Source organism: Brevibacterium sp. MGP-B1 (assembly GCF_057766545.1).
In genome coordinates this window covers 2,513,872-2,529,985 of the sequence record NZ_CM173407.1, presented here as the reverse complement: position 1 = coordinate 2,529,985, position 16,114 = coordinate 2,513,872, and the positions used below count along the sequence as shown (strand labels likewise).

18 protein-coding genes are annotated in these 16,114 nt (G+C 64.4%); 9 read left to right on the top strand and 9 right to left on the bottom strand.

Features of this window, described 5'->3' with window-relative positions:
* Positions 1 to 8: 8 nt before the first annotated feature.
* A complete protein-coding gene (locus tag AC3CD9_RS11565; RefSeq protein WP_488364002.1) occupies positions 9 to 959 on the bottom strand; it encodes an AraC family transcriptional regulator in 951 nt (316 codons plus the stop codon).
* An 80-nt stretch (positions 960 to 1,039) separates the two neighbouring features.
* Between AC3CD9_RS11565 and AC3CD9_RS11560 the strand changes: the two genes are divergently transcribed.
* Positions 1,040 to 1,837 carry an NAD(P)H-dependent oxidoreductase gene (locus tag AC3CD9_RS11560; protein ID WP_488364001.1) on the top strand — a complete coding sequence of 266 codons (798 nt, stop codon included), beginning with the start codon at positions 1,040 to 1,042 and terminating at the stop codon, positions 1,835 to 1,837.
* A 135-nt stretch (positions 1,838 to 1,972) separates the two neighbouring features.
* Here the strand turns inward: AC3CD9_RS11560 and AC3CD9_RS11555 are convergent, their stop codons facing one another.
* Positions 1,973 to 2,614 carry a hypothetical protein gene (locus AC3CD9_RS11555; protein ID WP_488364000.1) on the bottom strand — a complete coding sequence of 214 codons (642 nt, stop codon included), beginning with the start codon at positions 2,612 to 2,614 and terminating at the stop codon, positions 1,973 to 1,975.
* 279 nt (positions 2,615 to 2,893) lie between these two features.
* Here AC3CD9_RS11555 and AC3CD9_RS11550 point away from each other — a divergent pair, with 279 nt between their 5' ends.
* The 4 genes from AC3CD9_RS11550 to AC3CD9_RS11535 all read left to right on the top strand — a co-directional run bounded on the left by AC3CD9_RS11550 (position 2,894) and on the right by AC3CD9_RS11535 (position 6,441).
* Entirely contained in the window at positions 2,894 to 3,991 is a 1,098-nt protein-coding gene (locus AC3CD9_RS11550; protein WP_488363999.1) for a GmrSD restriction endonuclease domain-containing protein, read from the top strand.
* A 187-nt stretch (positions 3,992 to 4,178) separates the two neighbouring features.
* Entirely contained in the window at positions 4,179 to 5,780 is a 1,602-nt protein-coding gene (locus AC3CD9_RS11545) for an AMP-binding protein (RefSeq protein WP_488363998.1), read from the top strand.
* A gap of 56 nt (positions 5,781 to 5,836) precedes the next feature.
* Positions 5,837 to 6,160: a type II toxin-antitoxin system RelE/ParE family toxin gene (locus AC3CD9_RS11540; RefSeq protein WP_488363997.1), complete on the top strand. Its 324-nt coding sequence runs from the start codon at positions 5,837 to 5,839 to the stop codon at positions 6,158 to 6,160.
* On the top strand, positions 6,157 to 6,441 hold the full coding sequence (locus tag AC3CD9_RS11535; RefSeq protein ID WP_488363996.1) for a helix-turn-helix domain-containing protein: 285 nt from the start codon (positions 6,157 to 6,159) through the stop codon (positions 6,439 to 6,441). The genes AC3CD9_RS11540 and AC3CD9_RS11535 overlap by 4 nt, the downstream gene beginning before the upstream one ends.
* A 12-nt stretch (positions 6,442 to 6,453) precedes the next feature.
* Here the strand turns inward: AC3CD9_RS11535 and AC3CD9_RS11530 are convergent, their stop codons facing one another.
* The 3 genes from AC3CD9_RS11530 to AC3CD9_RS11520 all read right to left on the bottom strand — a co-directional run bounded on the left by AC3CD9_RS11530 (position 6,454) and on the right by AC3CD9_RS11520 (position 9,232).
* Positions 6,454 to 6,906 (bottom strand): PaaI family thioesterase, encoded by a 453-nt coding sequence (locus tag AC3CD9_RS11530; protein WP_488363995.1) that lies wholly within the window; start codon positions 6,904 to 6,906, stop codon positions 6,454 to 6,456.
* A 113-nt stretch (positions 6,907 to 7,019) separates the two neighbouring features.
* Entirely contained in the window at positions 7,020 to 8,249 is a 1,230-nt protein-coding gene (locus tag AC3CD9_RS11525; RefSeq protein ID WP_488363994.1) for a calcium:cation antiporter, read from the bottom strand.
* 449 nt (positions 8,250 to 8,698) lie between these two features.
* Positions 8,699 to 9,232 carry a hypothetical protein gene (locus tag AC3CD9_RS11520; RefSeq protein ID WP_488363993.1) on the bottom strand — a complete coding sequence of 178 codons (534 nt, stop codon included), beginning with the start codon at positions 9,230 to 9,232 and terminating at the stop codon, positions 8,699 to 8,701.
* Between the two features lie 79 nt (positions 9,233 to 9,311).
* Here AC3CD9_RS11520 and AC3CD9_RS11515 point away from each other — a divergent pair, with 79 nt between their 5' ends.
* Complete coding sequence (locus AC3CD9_RS11515; protein ID WP_488363992.1) at positions 9,312 to 9,938, top strand: TetR/AcrR family transcriptional regulator; 627 nt, start codon at positions 9,312 to 9,314, stop codon at positions 9,936 to 9,938.
* 70 nt (positions 9,939 to 10,008) lie between these two features.
* On the opposite strand, the gene AC3CD9_RS11510 is transcribed toward AC3CD9_RS11515, so the two are convergent.
* The 4 genes from AC3CD9_RS11510 to AC3CD9_RS11495 form a co-directional block, all read right to left on the bottom strand.
* Positions 10,009 to 10,569, bottom strand: coding sequence for an NADPH-dependent FMN reductase (locus AC3CD9_RS11510; protein WP_488367542.1), 561 nt, complete (start codon positions 10,567 to 10,569; stop codon positions 10,009 to 10,011).
* Between the two features lie 2 nt (positions 10,570 to 10,571).
* A complete protein-coding gene (locus AC3CD9_RS11505) occupies positions 10,572 to 11,723 on the bottom strand; it encodes an LLM class flavin-dependent oxidoreductase (RefSeq protein ID WP_488363991.1) in 1,152 nt (383 codons plus the stop codon).
* Between the two features lie 62 nt (positions 11,724 to 11,785).
* Positions 11,786 to 12,232, bottom strand: a complete 447-nt coding sequence (locus AC3CD9_RS11500; protein WP_488363990.1) for a MarR family winged helix-turn-helix transcriptional regulator — start codon at positions 12,230 to 12,232, stop codon at positions 11,786 to 11,788.
* A 345-nt stretch (positions 12,233 to 12,577) separates the two neighbouring features.
* Complete coding sequence (locus tag AC3CD9_RS11495) at positions 12,578 to 13,057, bottom strand: DoxX family protein (protein ID WP_488363989.1); 480 nt, start codon at positions 13,055 to 13,057, stop codon at positions 12,578 to 12,580.
* 298 nt (positions 13,058 to 13,355) lie between these two features.
* On the opposite strand from AC3CD9_RS11495, the gene AC3CD9_RS11490 reads away from it, so the two are divergent.
* From AC3CD9_RS11490 to AC3CD9_RS11480, 3 genes are read left to right on the top strand one after another with little or no spacing between them, the layout of a single operon-like run.
* Positions 13,356 to 13,889, top strand: coding sequence for a MogA/MoaB family molybdenum cofactor biosynthesis protein (locus tag AC3CD9_RS11490; RefSeq protein ID WP_139908867.1), 534 nt, complete (start codon positions 13,356 to 13,358; stop codon positions 13,887 to 13,889).
* A gap of 17 nt (positions 13,890 to 13,906) precedes the next feature.
* The gene (gene fdhD, locus AC3CD9_RS11485; RefSeq protein WP_488363988.1) at positions 13,907 to 14,788 is read left to right on the top strand and encodes a formate dehydrogenase accessory sulfurtransferase FdhD; all 882 of its coding nucleotides are present in this window, start codon (positions 13,907 to 13,909) and stop codon (positions 14,786 to 14,788) included.
* A gap of 44 nt (positions 14,789 to 14,832) precedes the next feature.
* Positions 14,833 to 15,975: an aminotransferase class V-fold PLP-dependent enzyme gene (locus AC3CD9_RS11480; RefSeq protein ID WP_488363987.1), complete on the top strand. Its 1,143-nt coding sequence runs from the start codon at positions 14,833 to 14,835 to the stop codon at positions 15,973 to 15,975.
* Positions 15,976 to 16,114: the final 139 nt, after the last annotated feature.

Below are 16,114 nucleotides of genomic sequence, written 5' to 3'. Positions count from 1 at the left end.
GGCAGGTGTCAATTGACGTCGACTTCGGCTGAGGCTCGACGATATTGGCTGGGGCGGATCCCGTACTCGCGATTGAACGCTGTGCTCAGTGAGTATCCGCTGGAGTAGCCGACTTCGAGTGCCACGGATTCGACTGTCGAGTCGCTCTGTTCAAGGAGGTCGGCGGCCAAGCACAGACGCCAGCTCGTCAGGTATGTCAGAGGGGGTTCTCCCAGCAGTTCGGTGAAGCGTCTCGCCAGCGTCGCACGCGAGACGTTGGACTGTTCGGCCAGTGTCGCGATGGTCCACGGGTGCTGTGGAGCATCATGGATGGCGCTGAGCGCGGCGCCCACGGTCGGGTCGGAACTCGCGCGGTACCAGCCTGGGGCCTGAATTTCGGGCATTGCGAACCAGTCCCGCAGCGCCGCAGCCAGCACGACGTCGAGCAGCCGATCGAGGATGACCTGTTGTCCGGGCTCTTCGCGCATGATCTCCGCCTCAAGAAGACCCAGCGTCTTCGTGCGCTGTGACTCGTGCGGCACGACGAAGACCCGGGGAAGTGTCGTCAGCAGGCGGTCGGCTACGCGACCGTTCACAGTGAATGCCCCGGTCAGCATCGTGTCAGCGGCATCCAACTGTGTGCCGCAGGTCCTGGTCCCCAACGCAATGCTGTCAGCCACACCTCCGTCTGCGGCACGGCAGACTCCCGACTCCGTCTGGACGTACATGGGATCAGGCGACATCCCGGGGTCACTGGTGACTTCGAAAGGGGTCTGTCCGACGACGACGGCGATGTCATGGGGCCCGAGTCGGTGAGACTGTCCACCATCGACGATCCACGCATCTCCCCGGATCATGGCGACGAGGGTAAGAGAGGACTTCTCCGCGAACACCGCAGACCACGGCGGATTCGCCAATGTCCTACCCAGCAGCGCGCCGGTCGACCGGATATGCGTGAGCACATGTGTCAGAGCATCCACGCCCTCATTTTAGACGATGGAGCATCATTTTGATCGTGTCACCTATTCTCCGTCTCGTGTGCCTCGTATGTAATTGAGTCATGAACTCATATCATGAACCAATCTCCGGTCGCGCCCACTGGGTCTACACTCATCCGCAGGCAGATTCGCTCAACAGGCACCTGCTCCAGGTCGGTCGTGCCGCCCTGGCTGAAGAATACGAGCTCACGGTGTCGGACCTCTATGCCGATCGCTTCAACCCGACGCTAGGTGAGCATGATCTCGGAAGTCTGTCCGGCGCCGGTGGGAACCTGGCGGAGCTGACTGGCGAAGCCTATGCTCGGGGTGAGGTCGAGCCTGAGGTGAGACGTGAACAGGAGCGGCTGGCGGCTTCCGAACTCCTGGTTCTCCAGTTTCCGCTGTGGTGGTATGGGCCTCCCGCGATGCTCAAAGGGTGGATCGACCGGGTGCTGCAGACCGGTTTCGCGCAAGGCGACGTCGATGACTCCACGGGTCTTCCGAGACGATACGGCGACGGTCGGCTCATGGGTAGGAAAGCACTGATCATCGTCACAGCCGGAGACGACAGTCGGACATTGGGCCCGCGCGGAATCAGCGGCGACCTCGAATCACTGCTCTTTCCGTTGACGCACGGTGCATTGTGGTACGTCGGGATCGAAACCCTCGACCTCCACGTCGTCTATGACGCGGACGGGCTCGGTGTCGACGGAAGAGAACAGGAGGCCGCGCGACTGACATCTCGGATCGCGGGGCTGCCCGAGGAACATGCGCGTCCCTACCGCCGAATGCTGGGAGGAGACTATGACCGGTCCACTCGGGCGCTGATCGACAGTGTCCATCCCGGACGCACGGACCTGACGATTCATCGGGCCGGTTGACCGAGGCCGTTCGACCGCTCGCCTCAGCCCAGTTCCTGGCCACCGACAGCTCGTTTGAGTGCCGAGCGATCGCCGCACAGTGTGAGCGCTCGACGCCAGCTCGAGCGGTCGGCGAGGGTGGGCCAGAGAATATGCTCAGCCGTCCCACCGGCGGTGGCGCAGGATAGGCGGCAAGCCGAAGTAGATCGGCGGGCGGGCCGAGGGTGTCAGCGGTGACGTCTCCGGAGTGCCCGTGCCGGTACTGGCACCATGCCCGTCATTCTCGACGGCGCCCAACGCCCATGCGCTCTCCCAGCTGATGAGCTCGCCGGCGTGGCAGACGGGGTCGCCGCCGCTCGACGGCGGCTCGGCCCACATCCACAGGTTGATCCCGTACTCCATGAGAATCATCTTGCTGCCTGCTTCCCGTGACGAGTTCTCCAGCGCCAATGCTGCCCGCACCTTCGTCGAGGCGTCCTCGAGTTCCGTCCACCCGTCCTGCCGATGCGGCAGAAACACCCACGTCCCCGCGGGGACGCTATCCGGCACGACCTCCTCGAAGGGCGCGGTCTCGATTGAGTCCCCGAAAGCATCGAGCATCTCCGCGAAGCACGCCCGGGCCACCTCGGGGGAAGTTGCGATGATGAGCAGTCGGGCCGCCTCGGTGCGCACCTCATCAGGGGAAAGATGCGTGAACAGATTCGCCCGCATCGACCCGAGCACCTGCGTCCAGTGTCCTGGCACCGTCCCGTCGGCCAGGAACCCGCTGGTGCGCGGGCGCTCCTCATCGTGTCGCATCGAAAATCCTCCTCGCCGAGGCTGCTCGCCGTTCCCTTCCATCATGCACCCACCCGCCGGTGGGTTCAGATGGGGTGGCCAGCGGGAGCTCCGATAGCAAGGTCGTCCGCGTATCTAACGAATGGGACACGTTCCCGCCGGTCCTGTGCCATCGACGCTCTGCCCGACCTACACTGATCGGAGTGGATCGAGCAGCGGCATTCGTGTCGGCTCGGTCCACGACCACGTCTGAACCACCTCGCGCCACCAGCGAGCCTGCACGCCCGAAAGTCCATTCCCTTGCTCTCTTCCTCACGCCGCACACTCGCGGCACTCGCAGCAGTCCTGTCCCTCGGTCTCCTGGCCGGATGCGCCGAGAATGCCCAACCGACCGTCGACCCTGCCTCATCCAGCGCCGCCGACCCCACACCCACACGTGGGGCATCGGAGGCAAGCGAGGATATCCCCTCGCCGTCGGATTCCGATGACACCGACGAAGCCGGCGAAGAGGACGAAGGCCGCGCGGGCAGCGCGGCGACGGGGACCGCCTCGGCGATGTTGGACGAACTCACGGTCAAGGGCCGGGCACCGAAGACCGGCTACGACGGTGACCTGTTCAAGTGGCGTTCGGACACCGACCACAATGGCTGCGACACCCGCAACGACGTGCTCCGCCGCGACCTCACGACCATCACCCTCAAGGCCGGAACCCACGGATGCATCGTGCTCGCCGGGACGCTAGACGACCCCTACGCCGGTGAGACCTACGACTTCGACCGCAGCGCGAACGCCGTCGACATCGACCATGTCGTCGCCCGATCGAACGCCTGGCAGACCGGGGCTTTCAAGTTCGACGACGAGACGCTGAAAGAGTTCGGCAACGACCCACTCAATCTGCTCGCCGTCCGTTCAAGACTCAACCGGCAGAAGGGCGACGGCGACGCCGCGACCTGGCTGCCGCCGCACAAGTCCTACCGCTGCGAATACGTCGCCCGACAGATCGCCGTGAAGCACAAATACGAGCTGTGGGTGGTCCCAGCGGAGAAGGCCGCCATGGAACGCATCCTCGACAACTGCGACGACGAACCGGCCTTCGCCGAGGATGTCGACTGGCCCGGCCCCGGTGACGGTGACAATGTCATCACAAAGGAAGAGACCCGCCCGGCGAAGCAGAAATCCTCGAGCTCGGGCACGTCGAGTTCATCGAGCTCGGGCTCGTCGTCGAACGGTTCATCAGGCAGTTCGTCGAGCGAATCACCAGGTGGCTCATCGAACTCGTCATCCTACTTCGAGAACTGCACGGCCGCCCGCGAAGCCGGTGCCGCACCCGTTCACCGAGGCGACCCCGGCTACGGGTCCCACCTCGACCGCGACGGCGACGGAGTCGGCTGCGAATAGCGGAGGCGTCGCGCTCACGTTCGCATAGAGCCGAAGCGCGGACAGGGTGCGGTCGCGCTCACGGCCGGCCGCCTCGGCGAGGGGCGGTGTGCACGGGGTCACAGCTGCTCGGTAATCTGAAGTCGAACACCGCCGCAGCTGCGCCTGCCGACGGCCGCCACGATCATCGACGATGAGGAGATCTGTCATGTCCGGACTCGATACCGCCCTGACCCCGCTGCGCTTCCTCGAGCGCTCGCTCGAGGCTCACCCAGACCGGGAGGCGATCGTCGACGGGCCCCGCCGCTTCACCTACCGGCAGATGGCTGAGATTGTCCAGAACCTCGCCGAAGGACTCGTCCGCCGTGGATTGAAGCCCGGGGACACGGTCGCGGTGCTCGCCCCCAACAGCGCCGAGGCGCTCATCGCCCACTACGCCATCCCGCTGGCCGGCGGCGTGCTCGTCATGCTCAACACCCGACTGGCGCCGCCCGAGGTCGAATACATCCTCGGCCACAGCGAGGTGAAGTTCCTCTTCGGCGACGCCGGACTCCTCCAGCCGGTCATCGATGCCGGGGCTGCGAACGCCGTCGAGACGATCGTCGTCCACCCCGACGAGGACGGCACTCCCGGCGAAGTGAACCCCGGGGATCTCAGCGTGGAAGCGTATGCCGACTGGACCGCCTCGGCGCCGGAATCACCGCGAGCCTATGAAGTCGACGACGAAACCGCGACGATCACCGTCAACTACACCTCGGGTACGACGGGGCGACCCAAGGGCGTCATGTACACCCACCGCGGGGCGTACCTGAACTCGCTCGGCGAGGTCATCACGCAGGACTTCCCGGCGCTGACCAAGTACCTGTGGACGCTGCCGATGTTCCACTGCAACGGCTGGTGCACGACCTGGGCGCTGACCGCGGTGTCGGGCACGCACGTGTGCATCCGAGCCGTGCGCGGGCCCGAAGCCTGGCGGCTCATCGACGAGGAGAAGGTCACGCGGATGGCCGGTGCTCCCGTCGTGCTCAACACCATCGCCGGGGCCAAGGAGGCCCACGACCTGGGTGGATCGCTGTCCATTACCACGGCCGGCGCCCCGCCGTCGCCGACGACGATCGCCCTCCTCGAGGGCCTCGGCATCGAGGTCATCCACGTCTACGGACTCACCGAATCCTACGGCCCGTACTCCTCGTGCGAACCGCAACCCGAATGGACCAACCTGCCGGTGGAGGAGCGCGCGAAGCTGAAGTCCCGACAGGGGATCGGCATGATCAGCGCCGAGCGCATGCGCGTGGTCGAGCTGCGCGACGACGACGTGCTCACCGATGTGCCCCGCGATGGGGCGACGATGGGCGAGATCGTCATGCGCGGCAACAACGTCATGAAGGGCTACCTCAACGCTCCCGAGGCCACCGCCGAGGCGTTCCGCGGCGGCTGGTTCCACACCGGTGACCTCGCCGTGATGCACGAGGACGAGTACGTCCAGATCCTCGACCGTGCCAAGGACATCGTCATCTCCGGCGGAGAGAACATCTCCACCATCGAGGTCGAGCAGGCCCTCGTCGCCCACGAATCCGTCGCCGAGGCGGCTGTGGTCGGAATGCCCGACGAGAAGTGGGGACAGCGACCGTTGGCCTATGTCGTCCTTGCGCCCGTCGCCGAGGTGGCCGAAGCCGATCTCATCGCCTTCGTCAAGACCCGCATCGCCTCGTACAAGGCACCGGCCGGCATCGAGTTCGTCGACGAACTGCCGACGACGTCGACCGGCAAGATCCGCAAGAACGCGCTGCGGGAGATGGCGGGGAACTGAAGAGCAAGAGCGGAAGATGCCTTTACGGTCGTATATCACGAATGATATAATTGACTATGGTCGAGTGGACGATCGAATTCTCTGACGAGGTTGAAAAATGGTTGGACTCACTGAACGACAAAGACTTCCGTATCGCGGATCGGCACTTACAGAACCTTGCGTTGCAGGGAATCGCGTTAGGTATGCCGCGTTCCAGAACGCTCGGTGGAGGACTCTACGAGCTCAGGTTTCAATGTGAACGTGTTGAAAGGCGCATCACCTATATGTTCGACCCTGGCCGGCGCGTCATCACGTTGACCACTTTTCGTAAGCAGCGAAACAGCGAGGGCAGGCAAATCGCCAGAGCTCGGAAAGCACTAAGGAGGCGGAAGGCAGAATGAAGACTTTGGAGCAGATGCGTGCGGAACGGCTCGGCCGGATGTCTGAAAAAGAGCGCACCGAATACGAAGCTGGTTATGAGGAGATCGATGCCGGCATTCGTATTGCTCAACTCTTCTACGACGAGCGGATGGCGCTCGGGCTGACCCAGGCTGAATTGGCCAAGCGTATGCACACGACCCAGGCTGCCATCGCCCGAATTGAAAACGGAGCTGTCATGCCTGGCACCGGAATGCTGGAGCGGCTGGCCCGCGTGGCGCACAAACGAGTCGCGCTGGTCTAGGGCCGGGGAACGTCACTTCCCCTCGGTCGGCAGCGGCACATTCTGCAGACGCAGCTGACCACGGGCGAGTACCTTCTCAGTTGCCGAGTCTGTGATGACGACGTCCCACAGCTGCTGGCTGCGACCCTGGTGGAGCGCCTCGGCGGTGACCGTGACCCGTGCCGCCGAGGTTGGGCGCAGGAAGTCCGTGGCGTTGTGGACGCCTACGGCGAACTGACCGCGCTCGGCCACGGCATGGCTCGCTCCGATGCTGCCGGCGCTTTCGACAATCGACGTGTAGACCCCGCCATGGACGACGCCCCACGGAGTGTGGTGGTTCTCGTCAAGATCGGCATGCCCCCGCACCGAGGTGGCGCTGACCTCATCGACGATGAGTCCGGTGGCAGCGACGAACCGGCTCGAACCTTCGAGCGAAACGTCGGGCAGTTCCGAATTCTGCTGTGGGGTCGGCGTCTGTTCGATCATCGAATCTCCTATGGTCGCTGAGTGAACGTTTGATCACCAGCGTACATGTCGGGTAACGGCGCGGTATCCTGTGGCGGTCAATGCGGCTTCTCGCGGATGCAGGAGCGGTTCCCTTATGCGAAGAGCGCGAGACCGAACACGACGAAGATGATGAGATGAGCGGCACCTTGGACGGCGGTGACCTTCTTGCCGGCGAACCCGATGATGGAGACCAGGAGCGTGATCGCCAGCAGTGCGAGGTTGATCGGTGACTCGGAGAGTACGATCTGCTGATCGGTGAGCATGCCGATGACCAACACCGTCGGTATCGTCAGTCCCACCGTGGAGACCTGTGCACCGTGGCAGAGGTTGCTCACTCGCTGGATCTCGCCGTTCCAAGCCGCCCGCAGAGAGGTGAGGGTCTCGGGAAGGAACACGATCATCGCAATGACCACCCCGGATAGTGCCACCGGAGCGCCGAGGCGGCCCAGGCCGTCATCGAGCAACGTGGCCATGTCGTGGGAGAGCAGCACGATGGGCAGCACCGTGGCGACGAGGAGGAGCAGCCGGAGGACGATCTCCAACCGGTGGGTCGAGAGGATCTCGACGATGCTCTGGGGTTCGTCGTCAGCCAGGTCGGCTGCCTCGGGCCGGCGTGATTCGGACAGGTCGGCCGCCTCGGCGGGGGAGGGCTGCGTCGTTTCCGAAGTCGACGAGGTGATCGCCTGCACGGCTTCGATGGGGGCAACCTCGGTGAATTCGTGGGCCTGCGGTCCCATCTGTCGGTAGAGGAAGAAGACGTAGGCGCCGACGGTGACCACGAGGATCGGGATCTCCTGCCAGATCTCGTAGGCACCGTCGGGGGTGCCGATGAGGGCGGGCACGGCGAAGGCGAGGGCGGCGAAGACGACGATCATGACCAGGTAGTTCGAGACGCCGGTGCGGTTGTGAGTGAGTGCACCATGGCGCAGTCCGCCGACGAGCAGGCAGAGGCCGATGACGGCATTGAGGATGATCATCGACACCGCCATCACCGAATCGCGGGCGATCGTCGCATGGTCGCCGGGGCCCAGCAGCACCGCGGCGATGAGGATGACCTCGATGAGGCAGATCGAGATCGTCAGCACGAGCGAGCCGTAGGGATCGCCGAGGCGGTTCGCTAAGTGCTCGGCCTCGGTGACGACTCCGAAGGCGCAGATGAGGATGACCGCGATGATGACCACGAGTGCGGTCACGAGCAGCGGCAAGGGGATCGGCGGAGCAAGTAGAGAGCCCATGAATTGCAGGGCGATGAAGACGCCCCATCCGAGGACGAGTCGAAGAATCGCGGTCGGCGTGATGATTGAGCGGAGGGCGGCGGTCATGAAAGGTCTTCCTGTCTCTGAGGCCGTCCTCATCGTGAGTCTCACTCAGCCGGGTCGTCCCGACCGGTTCCTTCCACTTTCAGGTTATCCATGCCCGCCTGGCCCGGCAAATCCGGTGACCTGGGGCACCGGAAGATCTGGGGCGCTGGTGCGGCTCGGGCGCGCCGTCGGCCACACGGGGAGCGTGTTGGAGAGCGGGTGCCGTTCGTCGGCCGGGAAAGGGACGCGGGGAGCGCAGAAGGAGCCCGAGCGTGCGGTGGGAGTCTCGCACCGCTGGCAGTTTCGGTACAGATTCTTCTGAAAGGACCACTTTCCTCGCTGTGAAATTCAGAGCAGGGTGTACCGATTCGGTGGATCGGGCAGCCGCTACGGCACTGTTGAAGTTGAGCAGCCCACGTTTGAAACAGTGCTGCTCGTCGTAAACCGTGCCCTAGCCAGCACGTTGCCGCTCACCGGTGTCGCACGCGGTCGACGAGCCCGCTCAGTGCTGATGTGTCGGAGTCGTTGTGCATCGCGTCGCGGTTGCTGAAGGGAATGCCCGACTGCAGACCCCGCCCGCCGCAGGTGATCGCTTCGCCGAGCAGGCTCAATCCGATGCTCAGGGTCATAGGCCGAACGGCTTCCTCGGCACCGATGAGCTGAGCTCCGAAATGCAGGCCCAACCCCGTCAGCAAGCTGCATGCCCAGACGATCATCGTCTTCACCGTGTATTTCTGGTGGAGAGTCCCGTCTCGTTCGAAGAGGACCGTGGAAGCTCCGCGCAGCATTCCGAAGCTGACACCGACCACCACCGAGGCGGTCAGGAAGGTGACGTTCTCCGGTGTCCAATGGCTGAACCCCCATAGTTCTTTGATGGCCAGTCCCAGCAGGATCAACGGTGGAATCGCGAGATCTTTTACGTCGACGGGCTCTCCGCGGAAGCGCCGAACGATGACGACGACGATGACGGCTACAACCCCGAGGGCGATGAGGAGGGGTGACATGGGCGATCTCCTTTGATGTTTTAGCAGGTGCGTGCCAAAACGATAGCACGTTGTGGCAGGTGTGTGCTATAAAAGATCTATGCCGAAATTCGTCGACCCTGTTCAACGCCGAGAGCTCATCGCCGATGCGCTCTTCGCCATCGTCCTCAGACAGGGACTCTCCAAGGTCTCGCTGCGGACGATCGCCGATGAAACCGGCTTGGCCATCGGCTCCATCCGGCACTACTTCTCCGGCACCGACGGGATCGTGCGTTTCGCGCTCGAGACCCTCGTCGAGCGTGTCGGAGATCGGCTGGAGGCACGACTGGCCGACATGCTTCCCAAACTCGATTCCGGGAGCATCGATCACGATCGGGCCAAAGAGCTGACGGTCGACTTCCTCTCCGAGCTGCTGCCGCTCGACGAGACCCGGCGGCGGGAGTCAGTGGTGTGGCTGGCCTTCGAAGAGGAGGCGCGCACGACGCCGGAGCTTGGCGGCGTCTTCGAGACTTCCGTGCGCGGCACCCGTGCTCTCATGGCCCGAGTCGTTGAGAGTATGAGTGCCCGCGGAGTCCTGCACGCGGGCCTCGACGCTCAAGCCGAAGCCGAGACCCTCGCTGCCCTCATCGACGGGTTGACCCTGCGCTCGGCGCTTCACCCCGAGGTTCTTGCCCCTGAGCGAGCCCGCGAGCTCCTCGCTGCGCATCTTGAGAAGCTGCGCGCCTGACCTTGGTCATGGGGCGCTGCACGCAGAGTTCGCATATTCAGACGGTGGGCGGACCATCGCTCTTGAACGATCAGAACCCGTAGGCTGCGTCCCGTTCCTCCCGGATCGAGGCGAACGTGCGGGTGAGTACGACGGTGTCCTCGACGAGACGGTCGAGGCGCTGGAGGACGTCGTGGCTGACGATCTCGCCGCGGTGCAGGTCGCTCTCGCCGACGAACACATACGGCTGGACGACCTGCGCCTTCATGTAGGTCAGGATCGGCAGCAGGTGATGGGCCGGAATGAGATAGTGCTTCGATGAACCGGCCGTGGCGATGACGCCGACGACCTTGTCGAGGAAGGCACTCGTCGGCAGCAGATCGAAGACGTTCTTCAGCGCCGCCGGGATCGACGCCTGGAAGATCGGGGTGCCGATGATGATTGCATCCGCGTCCATGAGTTCCCGGGCCACCCGACCGGTATCACCGGTGTACTCGGTGAAGTTCCGACCGTCGGCGAAGACCATGTCCACCTCGGCGAGATCGATGACGCTCAGCTCGATGGTCGGGTCGTAGGCGGCGACCGCCTCGGCGAGGTGATCGATAACGGTCCGAGTCTTCGTTCCGACGTTCGAGCCGGAGAGCAGGATCATCTTCACGTCAGCGCCTCCTCTGCGGTGTACTTCTTGACGGCGGGCAGGATCTCGGTGCCGATGATCTCGATCTGGTTCATCACGTCGGCATAGGCCATCCCGCCGAAGTCGACCTGTGCGAGGTAGCGCTGATGACCGAAGACCTCATGCTGGTGGAGGATCTTCTCGATGATCTGCTGCGGGCTGCCGATGTTCGCGATGCTCGCCGGGTGGACGCTCTGCGCGAAATGCTGCTTGGGCATGCCCTGCCCGTTCGTGCGCTTCATCCCCTCGTTGATGTGCGGATACATTCCCGCCAGGGCTTCCTGCGAGGTCTCCGCGGCGTGGAAGAATCCTGCGGTGGCGATCGGCAATATGGCCGGATCGAATCCGGCATGCGCGGCCGCGAGGCGGTAGGCATCGACGGTGCCCTTGAACACCGAGGTGGTCCCGCCGAGGTGGGCCATGACCATGGGAACCCCGGCCAGTCCCGCCTTCACCGCGCTCGCCGGTGCCCCGCCGACTGCGCGCCAGATGCGCAGCGCCTGGCCGGTGGGGCGGGGGAGGACCTCGGCGTCGTTGAGCGGTGCCCGGAACTGCCCGGACCAGGTCACCTGCTGTTCGCGATTGATTGTGAGCAGCAGATCGAGCTTCTCCTCGTACAGCTCTTCGTAGTCGCGCAGATCGTAGCCGAGGAGTTCGAACAGGCCGACTCGGGAGGCGCGGCCGGCGACGAGCTCGGCGCGGCCCCCGGAGATGAGATCGATCGTCGCGAAGTTCTCGAATACTCGGACCGGGTCCGAGGTCGAGAGGATCGTCGAGGAGCTGCCGATGCGGATCGTATCTGTGGCCTGGGCGATCGCGCCGAGGATGACGGCATGGGCCTGCGAGGCGAAGAACTCCTGGTGGCTCTCGCCGAGGCTGAAGAAGTCGAGTCCGGCGGCCTCGGCGGCTTGGGCATAGCCGATGAACTCGTGGATCCGCTGGCCTGCGTCGACGCGTGATCCGTCGTGCGGATCAGGCAGGTGATCGCCGAGGCTGTAGATGCCGAACTGCAGTCCCTGACCTCGGTCGAGACCGAATTCGTGCATATAGTTCGGCTGCAGTGACGGCTGGGAATCAGTCGTTTCGGAGTGTTGCTGTGGCGCGGTGTGCGGCTGCGCGGACTCGCTCAATGTGTCTCCTCGTGACGGCGCCGAAAATGTCATTTGCCATGTCAACTGAGACGGGGGTGGGATTATTCCCGCGGGTTCTCGCCGCGCTTCCGGCTGGTGTCGTAGAGCTTCTTCATCAGTGCGTGCAGCTGCACCTTCTCGTCCTCGGTCAGGGCGTCATCGAAAAGCGAGGACTGCTGCTCGAGCTGGGACGGGAAAGCGCGTTCAAGGACCTCGCGGCCCTTGGGTGCCAGCGAGATGTGTTTGGTCTTCCAGTCCTGTTCGCGAGAGATCAGGCCCTCGGACTCGAGTCGGGCGAGCATGCGGGAAATCCCGCCGCTGCTGACGGTCAGTCCTTCGGCGAGAGCGGACTGTGTGATCGGTTCGAAATTGCGGATATGGGCAAGAGCTTCGAACTGAGCGACGGTGAGCCCGAATCGGCGCAGGTGCTCATTGGAGAGCTGGTTGCTGTTCTGGACGAAGCGGGCCATGCGCAGCCAGATGAGCGTGCTCAGGCTCAGATCTTCCACCGCTTCTCCTTCTCCTGACTGCATAGTGGCCGCTGACGTCGTAGTCAACGCGATTCGTCCTCACATTACCTGCGCTGCGCAAGCCGGGGAGTGCGGCTCTAGAAGAAGGTGCCCGGCCATGGGGGTGAGGTGGTTGCGCTGGGTGGGTGAAATGGTCACGCTCCCCTGAGTCTTCTGTGACCATTTCACCCACCTATGACTGCGTCTCTGGATGCCAGGAGCCGCCGCAGGTTCGTCGCGCGCGCCGGCAATGCAAACAGTGGTCACCATCGGATGCTTGCCGGCGAGGGGAGGTATCCGATGGTGACCACGGTTTTGCTTAGGCGAAGAGTCCTGAACGGCTTCTCAGACGTCAGCGGCCACGGCGCGAGATGCGCTCGAGCGCTTACGTCCCTTGCCTGCTTTGCCGGCGAAGAGGAGGCGGTCGACGCTCAGGCGGCCCGGGCCTGAGGCTGCGATCAGCAGGGCGCCGGCGGCCAGGGAGGCGACGAGCTCCCAGCCTCCCTGATCGACGAACGGGGTCGGGGTGAGGTGGACGATGATCAGGGCACCGATGACGTTGGCAGCCAGCAGGAATCCGACGATGGGAGTAAGTGCGCCGAGGATGAGCAGTGCTCCGCCGATGAGTTCGACAAAGGTCGCGACCGGGGCCGCGATATCGGCCATCGGCACTCCCATCTGCGCAAACGAATCGCTCGTTCCGGCGATGGTCCACTCATTGAACTTCTGCCACCCGTGGGCGATGAAGATCGCGCCGAGGCCGATCCGGGCAATGAGAGTGATGATGTCGCGGGCAAAGGTCGGCAGTCCGGTCGTTGCGTACACGGTGATCTCCAAGATTGGTTGAAATTGCAATCACACGGTATGTGCCGAACATGGCAATACGCTGGCAACAACCGCCAACGAGGCAAAGCGGTGAGAGCAGCCCTCGACAATTCGCCCTTGAATTGCCTTCTCTTCCCGAGCCCCGGGGTCGTGCCGTCTCTGGCCATCCCCGATCGGAGTGGGACAATGGTGGCAAAGACCGTGCCTCGTGGGTGAGCGCAGGGATCGCGAGCAGGCGCACGTACCAGATGTGCTGCCTACGGGCGCGATTGAAACTGATTGGGAAGAGGACAAATAGGTGAGCGAAGAGAACGGCGAACTCCTCGGGGCGGGACGCAAAGCTGCGGTCATCATCGCTTCCACCTCGGCGGCCAGGGGAGAGGCCGCAGACACGACGGGTCCGATCCTCGTCGATTGGCTGCGCGGCCGCGGTTATGAGACTCCCGATGCCATCGTTGTCCGCGACGGAGAACCCGTCGGCGACGCACTCAAGCAACTCCTCATCGACACTCCGGAAGCCGACCGTCCTCGCGTCATCGTCACCAGCGGTGGCACCGGGCTCGCTCCCGACGATCGCACTCCTGAATTCACTGCCGAACTCCTCGAACGCCAGTCCCCGGGCCTCATCTATGCGATGTGGCGCAAGGGTCTCGAGTCGACCTCCTCGGCGGTAATGAGCCGCGGAGTCGCGGGAGTGCGGGGACGCAGCTTCGTCATCAACTTCCCTGGTTCGAAGGGCGGGGTCAAGGACGGAATCACCGTCATCGACGACCTCCTCGAGCACATTCAGACGTCCGTCGAGGACACCACCGACCACGGCCCCCGGGTCTGAGAGGGGAGAACTAGACCATGCAGATGCGTAAGGCCGTGCGAGCCCGGGTCTATAAGTTCGACGCCACTGGTGAGATCTCGGCCGGTCCGGATTCCCTGGCAGGCGAGGAGCCGCTGGAGATCCAGCTCAACGGTGAGCAGTACACCGTGACCATGCGCACCGCCGGACACGACGTCGAACTCATCGCTGGTTATCTGCTCTCCGAGGCAGTCGTGACCTCGATGGACGATATCGAAGAGGTGAACTTCTCCGCCGGACTCGCCCCCGATGGCAGCCGGAACTACAACGTCGCCCAAGTGCGTCTGGCTCCTGGGATCTGGAATCCCGAGACGGCGCCTGCACGCAACGTCTACACCTCATCGTCGTGTGGAATCTGCGGAACCGCGGCCGCCGATGCGGTGACGAAGACCTCCGCATTCCCGCTCATCCCCGCCGCCTTTCATGTCGAGGACCAGGGGGAGTACGAGTTTCCGCAGCTGCTCTCAGCCGCCCGGATCGGTGAGCTGCCCGATCGACTGCGGCAGACACAGGAGATCTTCGACAAGACCGGCGGAGTCCATGCCGCTGCGCTCTTCGCCGTCGGAGACGACCCGAACGCAGAACCTGAACTGCTCGTCGGTCGCGAGGACGTCGGCCGGCACAATGCTGTCGACAAGGTCATCGGCTGGGCCATGGCGAACCGTGGCCTGCCGCTGCGATCGACCGTTCTGCAGGTGTCCGCGCGGGCATCGTTCGAACTCGTCCAGAAATGCGCCATGGCCGGAATCCCGATGATGTCCGCCGTCAGCGCCCCCTCGGCGATGGCCGTCGACTACGGCAAGGACGTCGGCGTGAGCGTGATCGGCTTCAACCGCAAGGGCAAGTTCAACGCGTACTCGTATCCCGAGCGCGTGGCCTGAGTTCGCCGAGGTGGCCCCGCGGTTCCGGTGCTAGATTCGCTGGCATGGACATCAATGACGATCCCACCGGCTCCACCTCTTGTCTGACCATCGCGCAGGCCCGCACCGAATGGGACGTGCAGACGGCCTTCCTCGACTCCTGCTCCTACGGTCCGCCGCCTCGGCGCGGATGGGATGCGCTGCAACGATCCCTCGACGAGTGGCGGGCCGGCAGCGTGCCCTGGCCGCGGTGGGCGGAATCGGTCGACAACAGCCGCGAACTCTTCGGCCGCCTCGTCGGTGTTCCCGCAGCTCAAGTGGCCACCGGGGCCGCCGTATCCCAGTTGCTCGCCCCGATCGCCGCGGCGCTGCCCGACGGCGCGGAGGTCCTCATCCCCGACATCGAGTTCGCCTCCGGGGTCTACCCGTTCGCCGTCCACGCCGACCGTGGGGTGCGGGTCCGCACCGCGCCGTTGAACACCCTCGCCGAGGCGGTCGCCGAGTCCACGACGCTCGTGTCCTTCTCCGCCGCACAGTCCGCGACCGGCGAGGTCGCCGACATCCCCGCGATCACCCGCGCCGCACGCGAAGTCGGAGCGCTCACCGTCCTCGACGGCACTCAGGCGGCCGGATGGCTGCCGCTCAACGCCGCCGACGTCGACTTCCTCGCCGTCGCCGCCTACAAATGGCTGTGCGCCCCGCGCGGGACAGCGTTCCTCACGATGCCGTCGAAGTTGGCTGCCGCCGACGAATCCCACCCAGAACGTGCGCAGTACTTCGACCGACTCAAGCCTCTGGCGGCGGGGTGGTTCGCAGCCGGGGGAGCAGCCAGCTACGGGATGCCGATGCATCTGGACGACGGTGCCCGCGCCTTCGACATCTCACCGGCCTGGCACTCGTGGGTCGGTACGGCTCCAGCGCTCGAGTTGCTGCTCGACGTCGGCGTCGATCAGATCCACACTCACGACCTCGCCTTGGCCAACCGTTTCAGAACCGGGCTCGGCCTTGCAGAGTCGAACTCGGCGATCGTGTCGATCGACCTCGGGATCGTTGACCGGTCCTGGCCCGGTGCCACCGACCGACTCGACGCGGCCGGAGTCAGGTACTCGCGGGCCGGAGGAAATATGCGCTTCGGATTCCACCTCTTCAACGACGAGTTCGACGTCGATACGGCGCTCAACGCTGTGACGGACACTGCGTCCTCCTGAAGCCCGCCGTCCGAGAAGCGTGCGGTCACGATCGGCTGACGAGAACTCAGAGTGATTCGAGGATGCTTTCCAGCCTGCCCGCGGTCGCTTCGAGCTCCCTGGCCTGTGCCAGCAGCTTCTTGTGTTCGCGCTGCAGCGT

Coding starts and splice junctions, on each gene's coding strand:
- AC3CD9_RS11535 (WP_488363996.1), top strand. CDS start 6,157: ATGAAGACTTTGGAGCAGATGCGTGCGGAACGGCTCGGCCGGATGTCT.
- AC3CD9_RS11555 (WP_488364000.1), bottom strand. CDS start 2,614: ATGCGACACGATGAGGAGCGCCCGCGCACCAGCGGGTTCCTGGCCGAC.
- AC3CD9_RS11545 (WP_488363998.1), top strand. CDS start 4,179: ATGTCCGGACTCGATACCGCCCTGACCCCGCTGCGCTTCCTCGAGCGC.
- AC3CD9_RS11515 (WP_488363992.1), top strand. CDS start 9,312: ATGCCGAAATTCGTCGACCCTGTTCAACGCCGAGAGCTCATCGCCGAT.
- AC3CD9_RS11480 (WP_488363987.1), top strand. CDS start 14,833: ATGGACATCAATGACGATCCCACCGGCTCCACCTCTTGTCTGACCATC.
- AC3CD9_RS11525 (WP_488363994.1), bottom strand. CDS start 8,249: ATGACCGCCGCCCTCCGCTCAATCATCACGCCGACCGCGATTCTTCGA.
- fdhD (WP_488363988.1), top strand. CDS start 13,907: ATGCAGATGCGTAAGGCCGTGCGAGCCCGGGTCTATAAGTTCGACGCC.
- AC3CD9_RS11560 (WP_488364001.1), top strand. CDS start 1,040: ATGAACTCATATCATGAACCAATCTCCGGTCGCGCCCACTGGGTCTAC.
- AC3CD9_RS11510 (WP_488367542.1), bottom strand. CDS start 10,569: ATGATCCTGCTCTCCGGCTCGAACGTCGGAACGAAGACTCGGACCGTT.
- AC3CD9_RS11520 (WP_488363993.1), bottom strand. CDS start 9,232: ATGTCACCCCTCCTCATCGCCCTCGGGGTTGTAGCCGTCATCGTCGTC.
- AC3CD9_RS11530 (WP_488363995.1), bottom strand. CDS start 6,906: ATGATCGAACAGACGCCGACCCCACAGCAGAATTCGGAACTGCCCGAC.
- AC3CD9_RS11540 (WP_488363997.1), top strand. CDS start 5,837: ATGGTCGAGTGGACGATCGAATTCTCTGACGAGGTTGAAAAATGGTTG.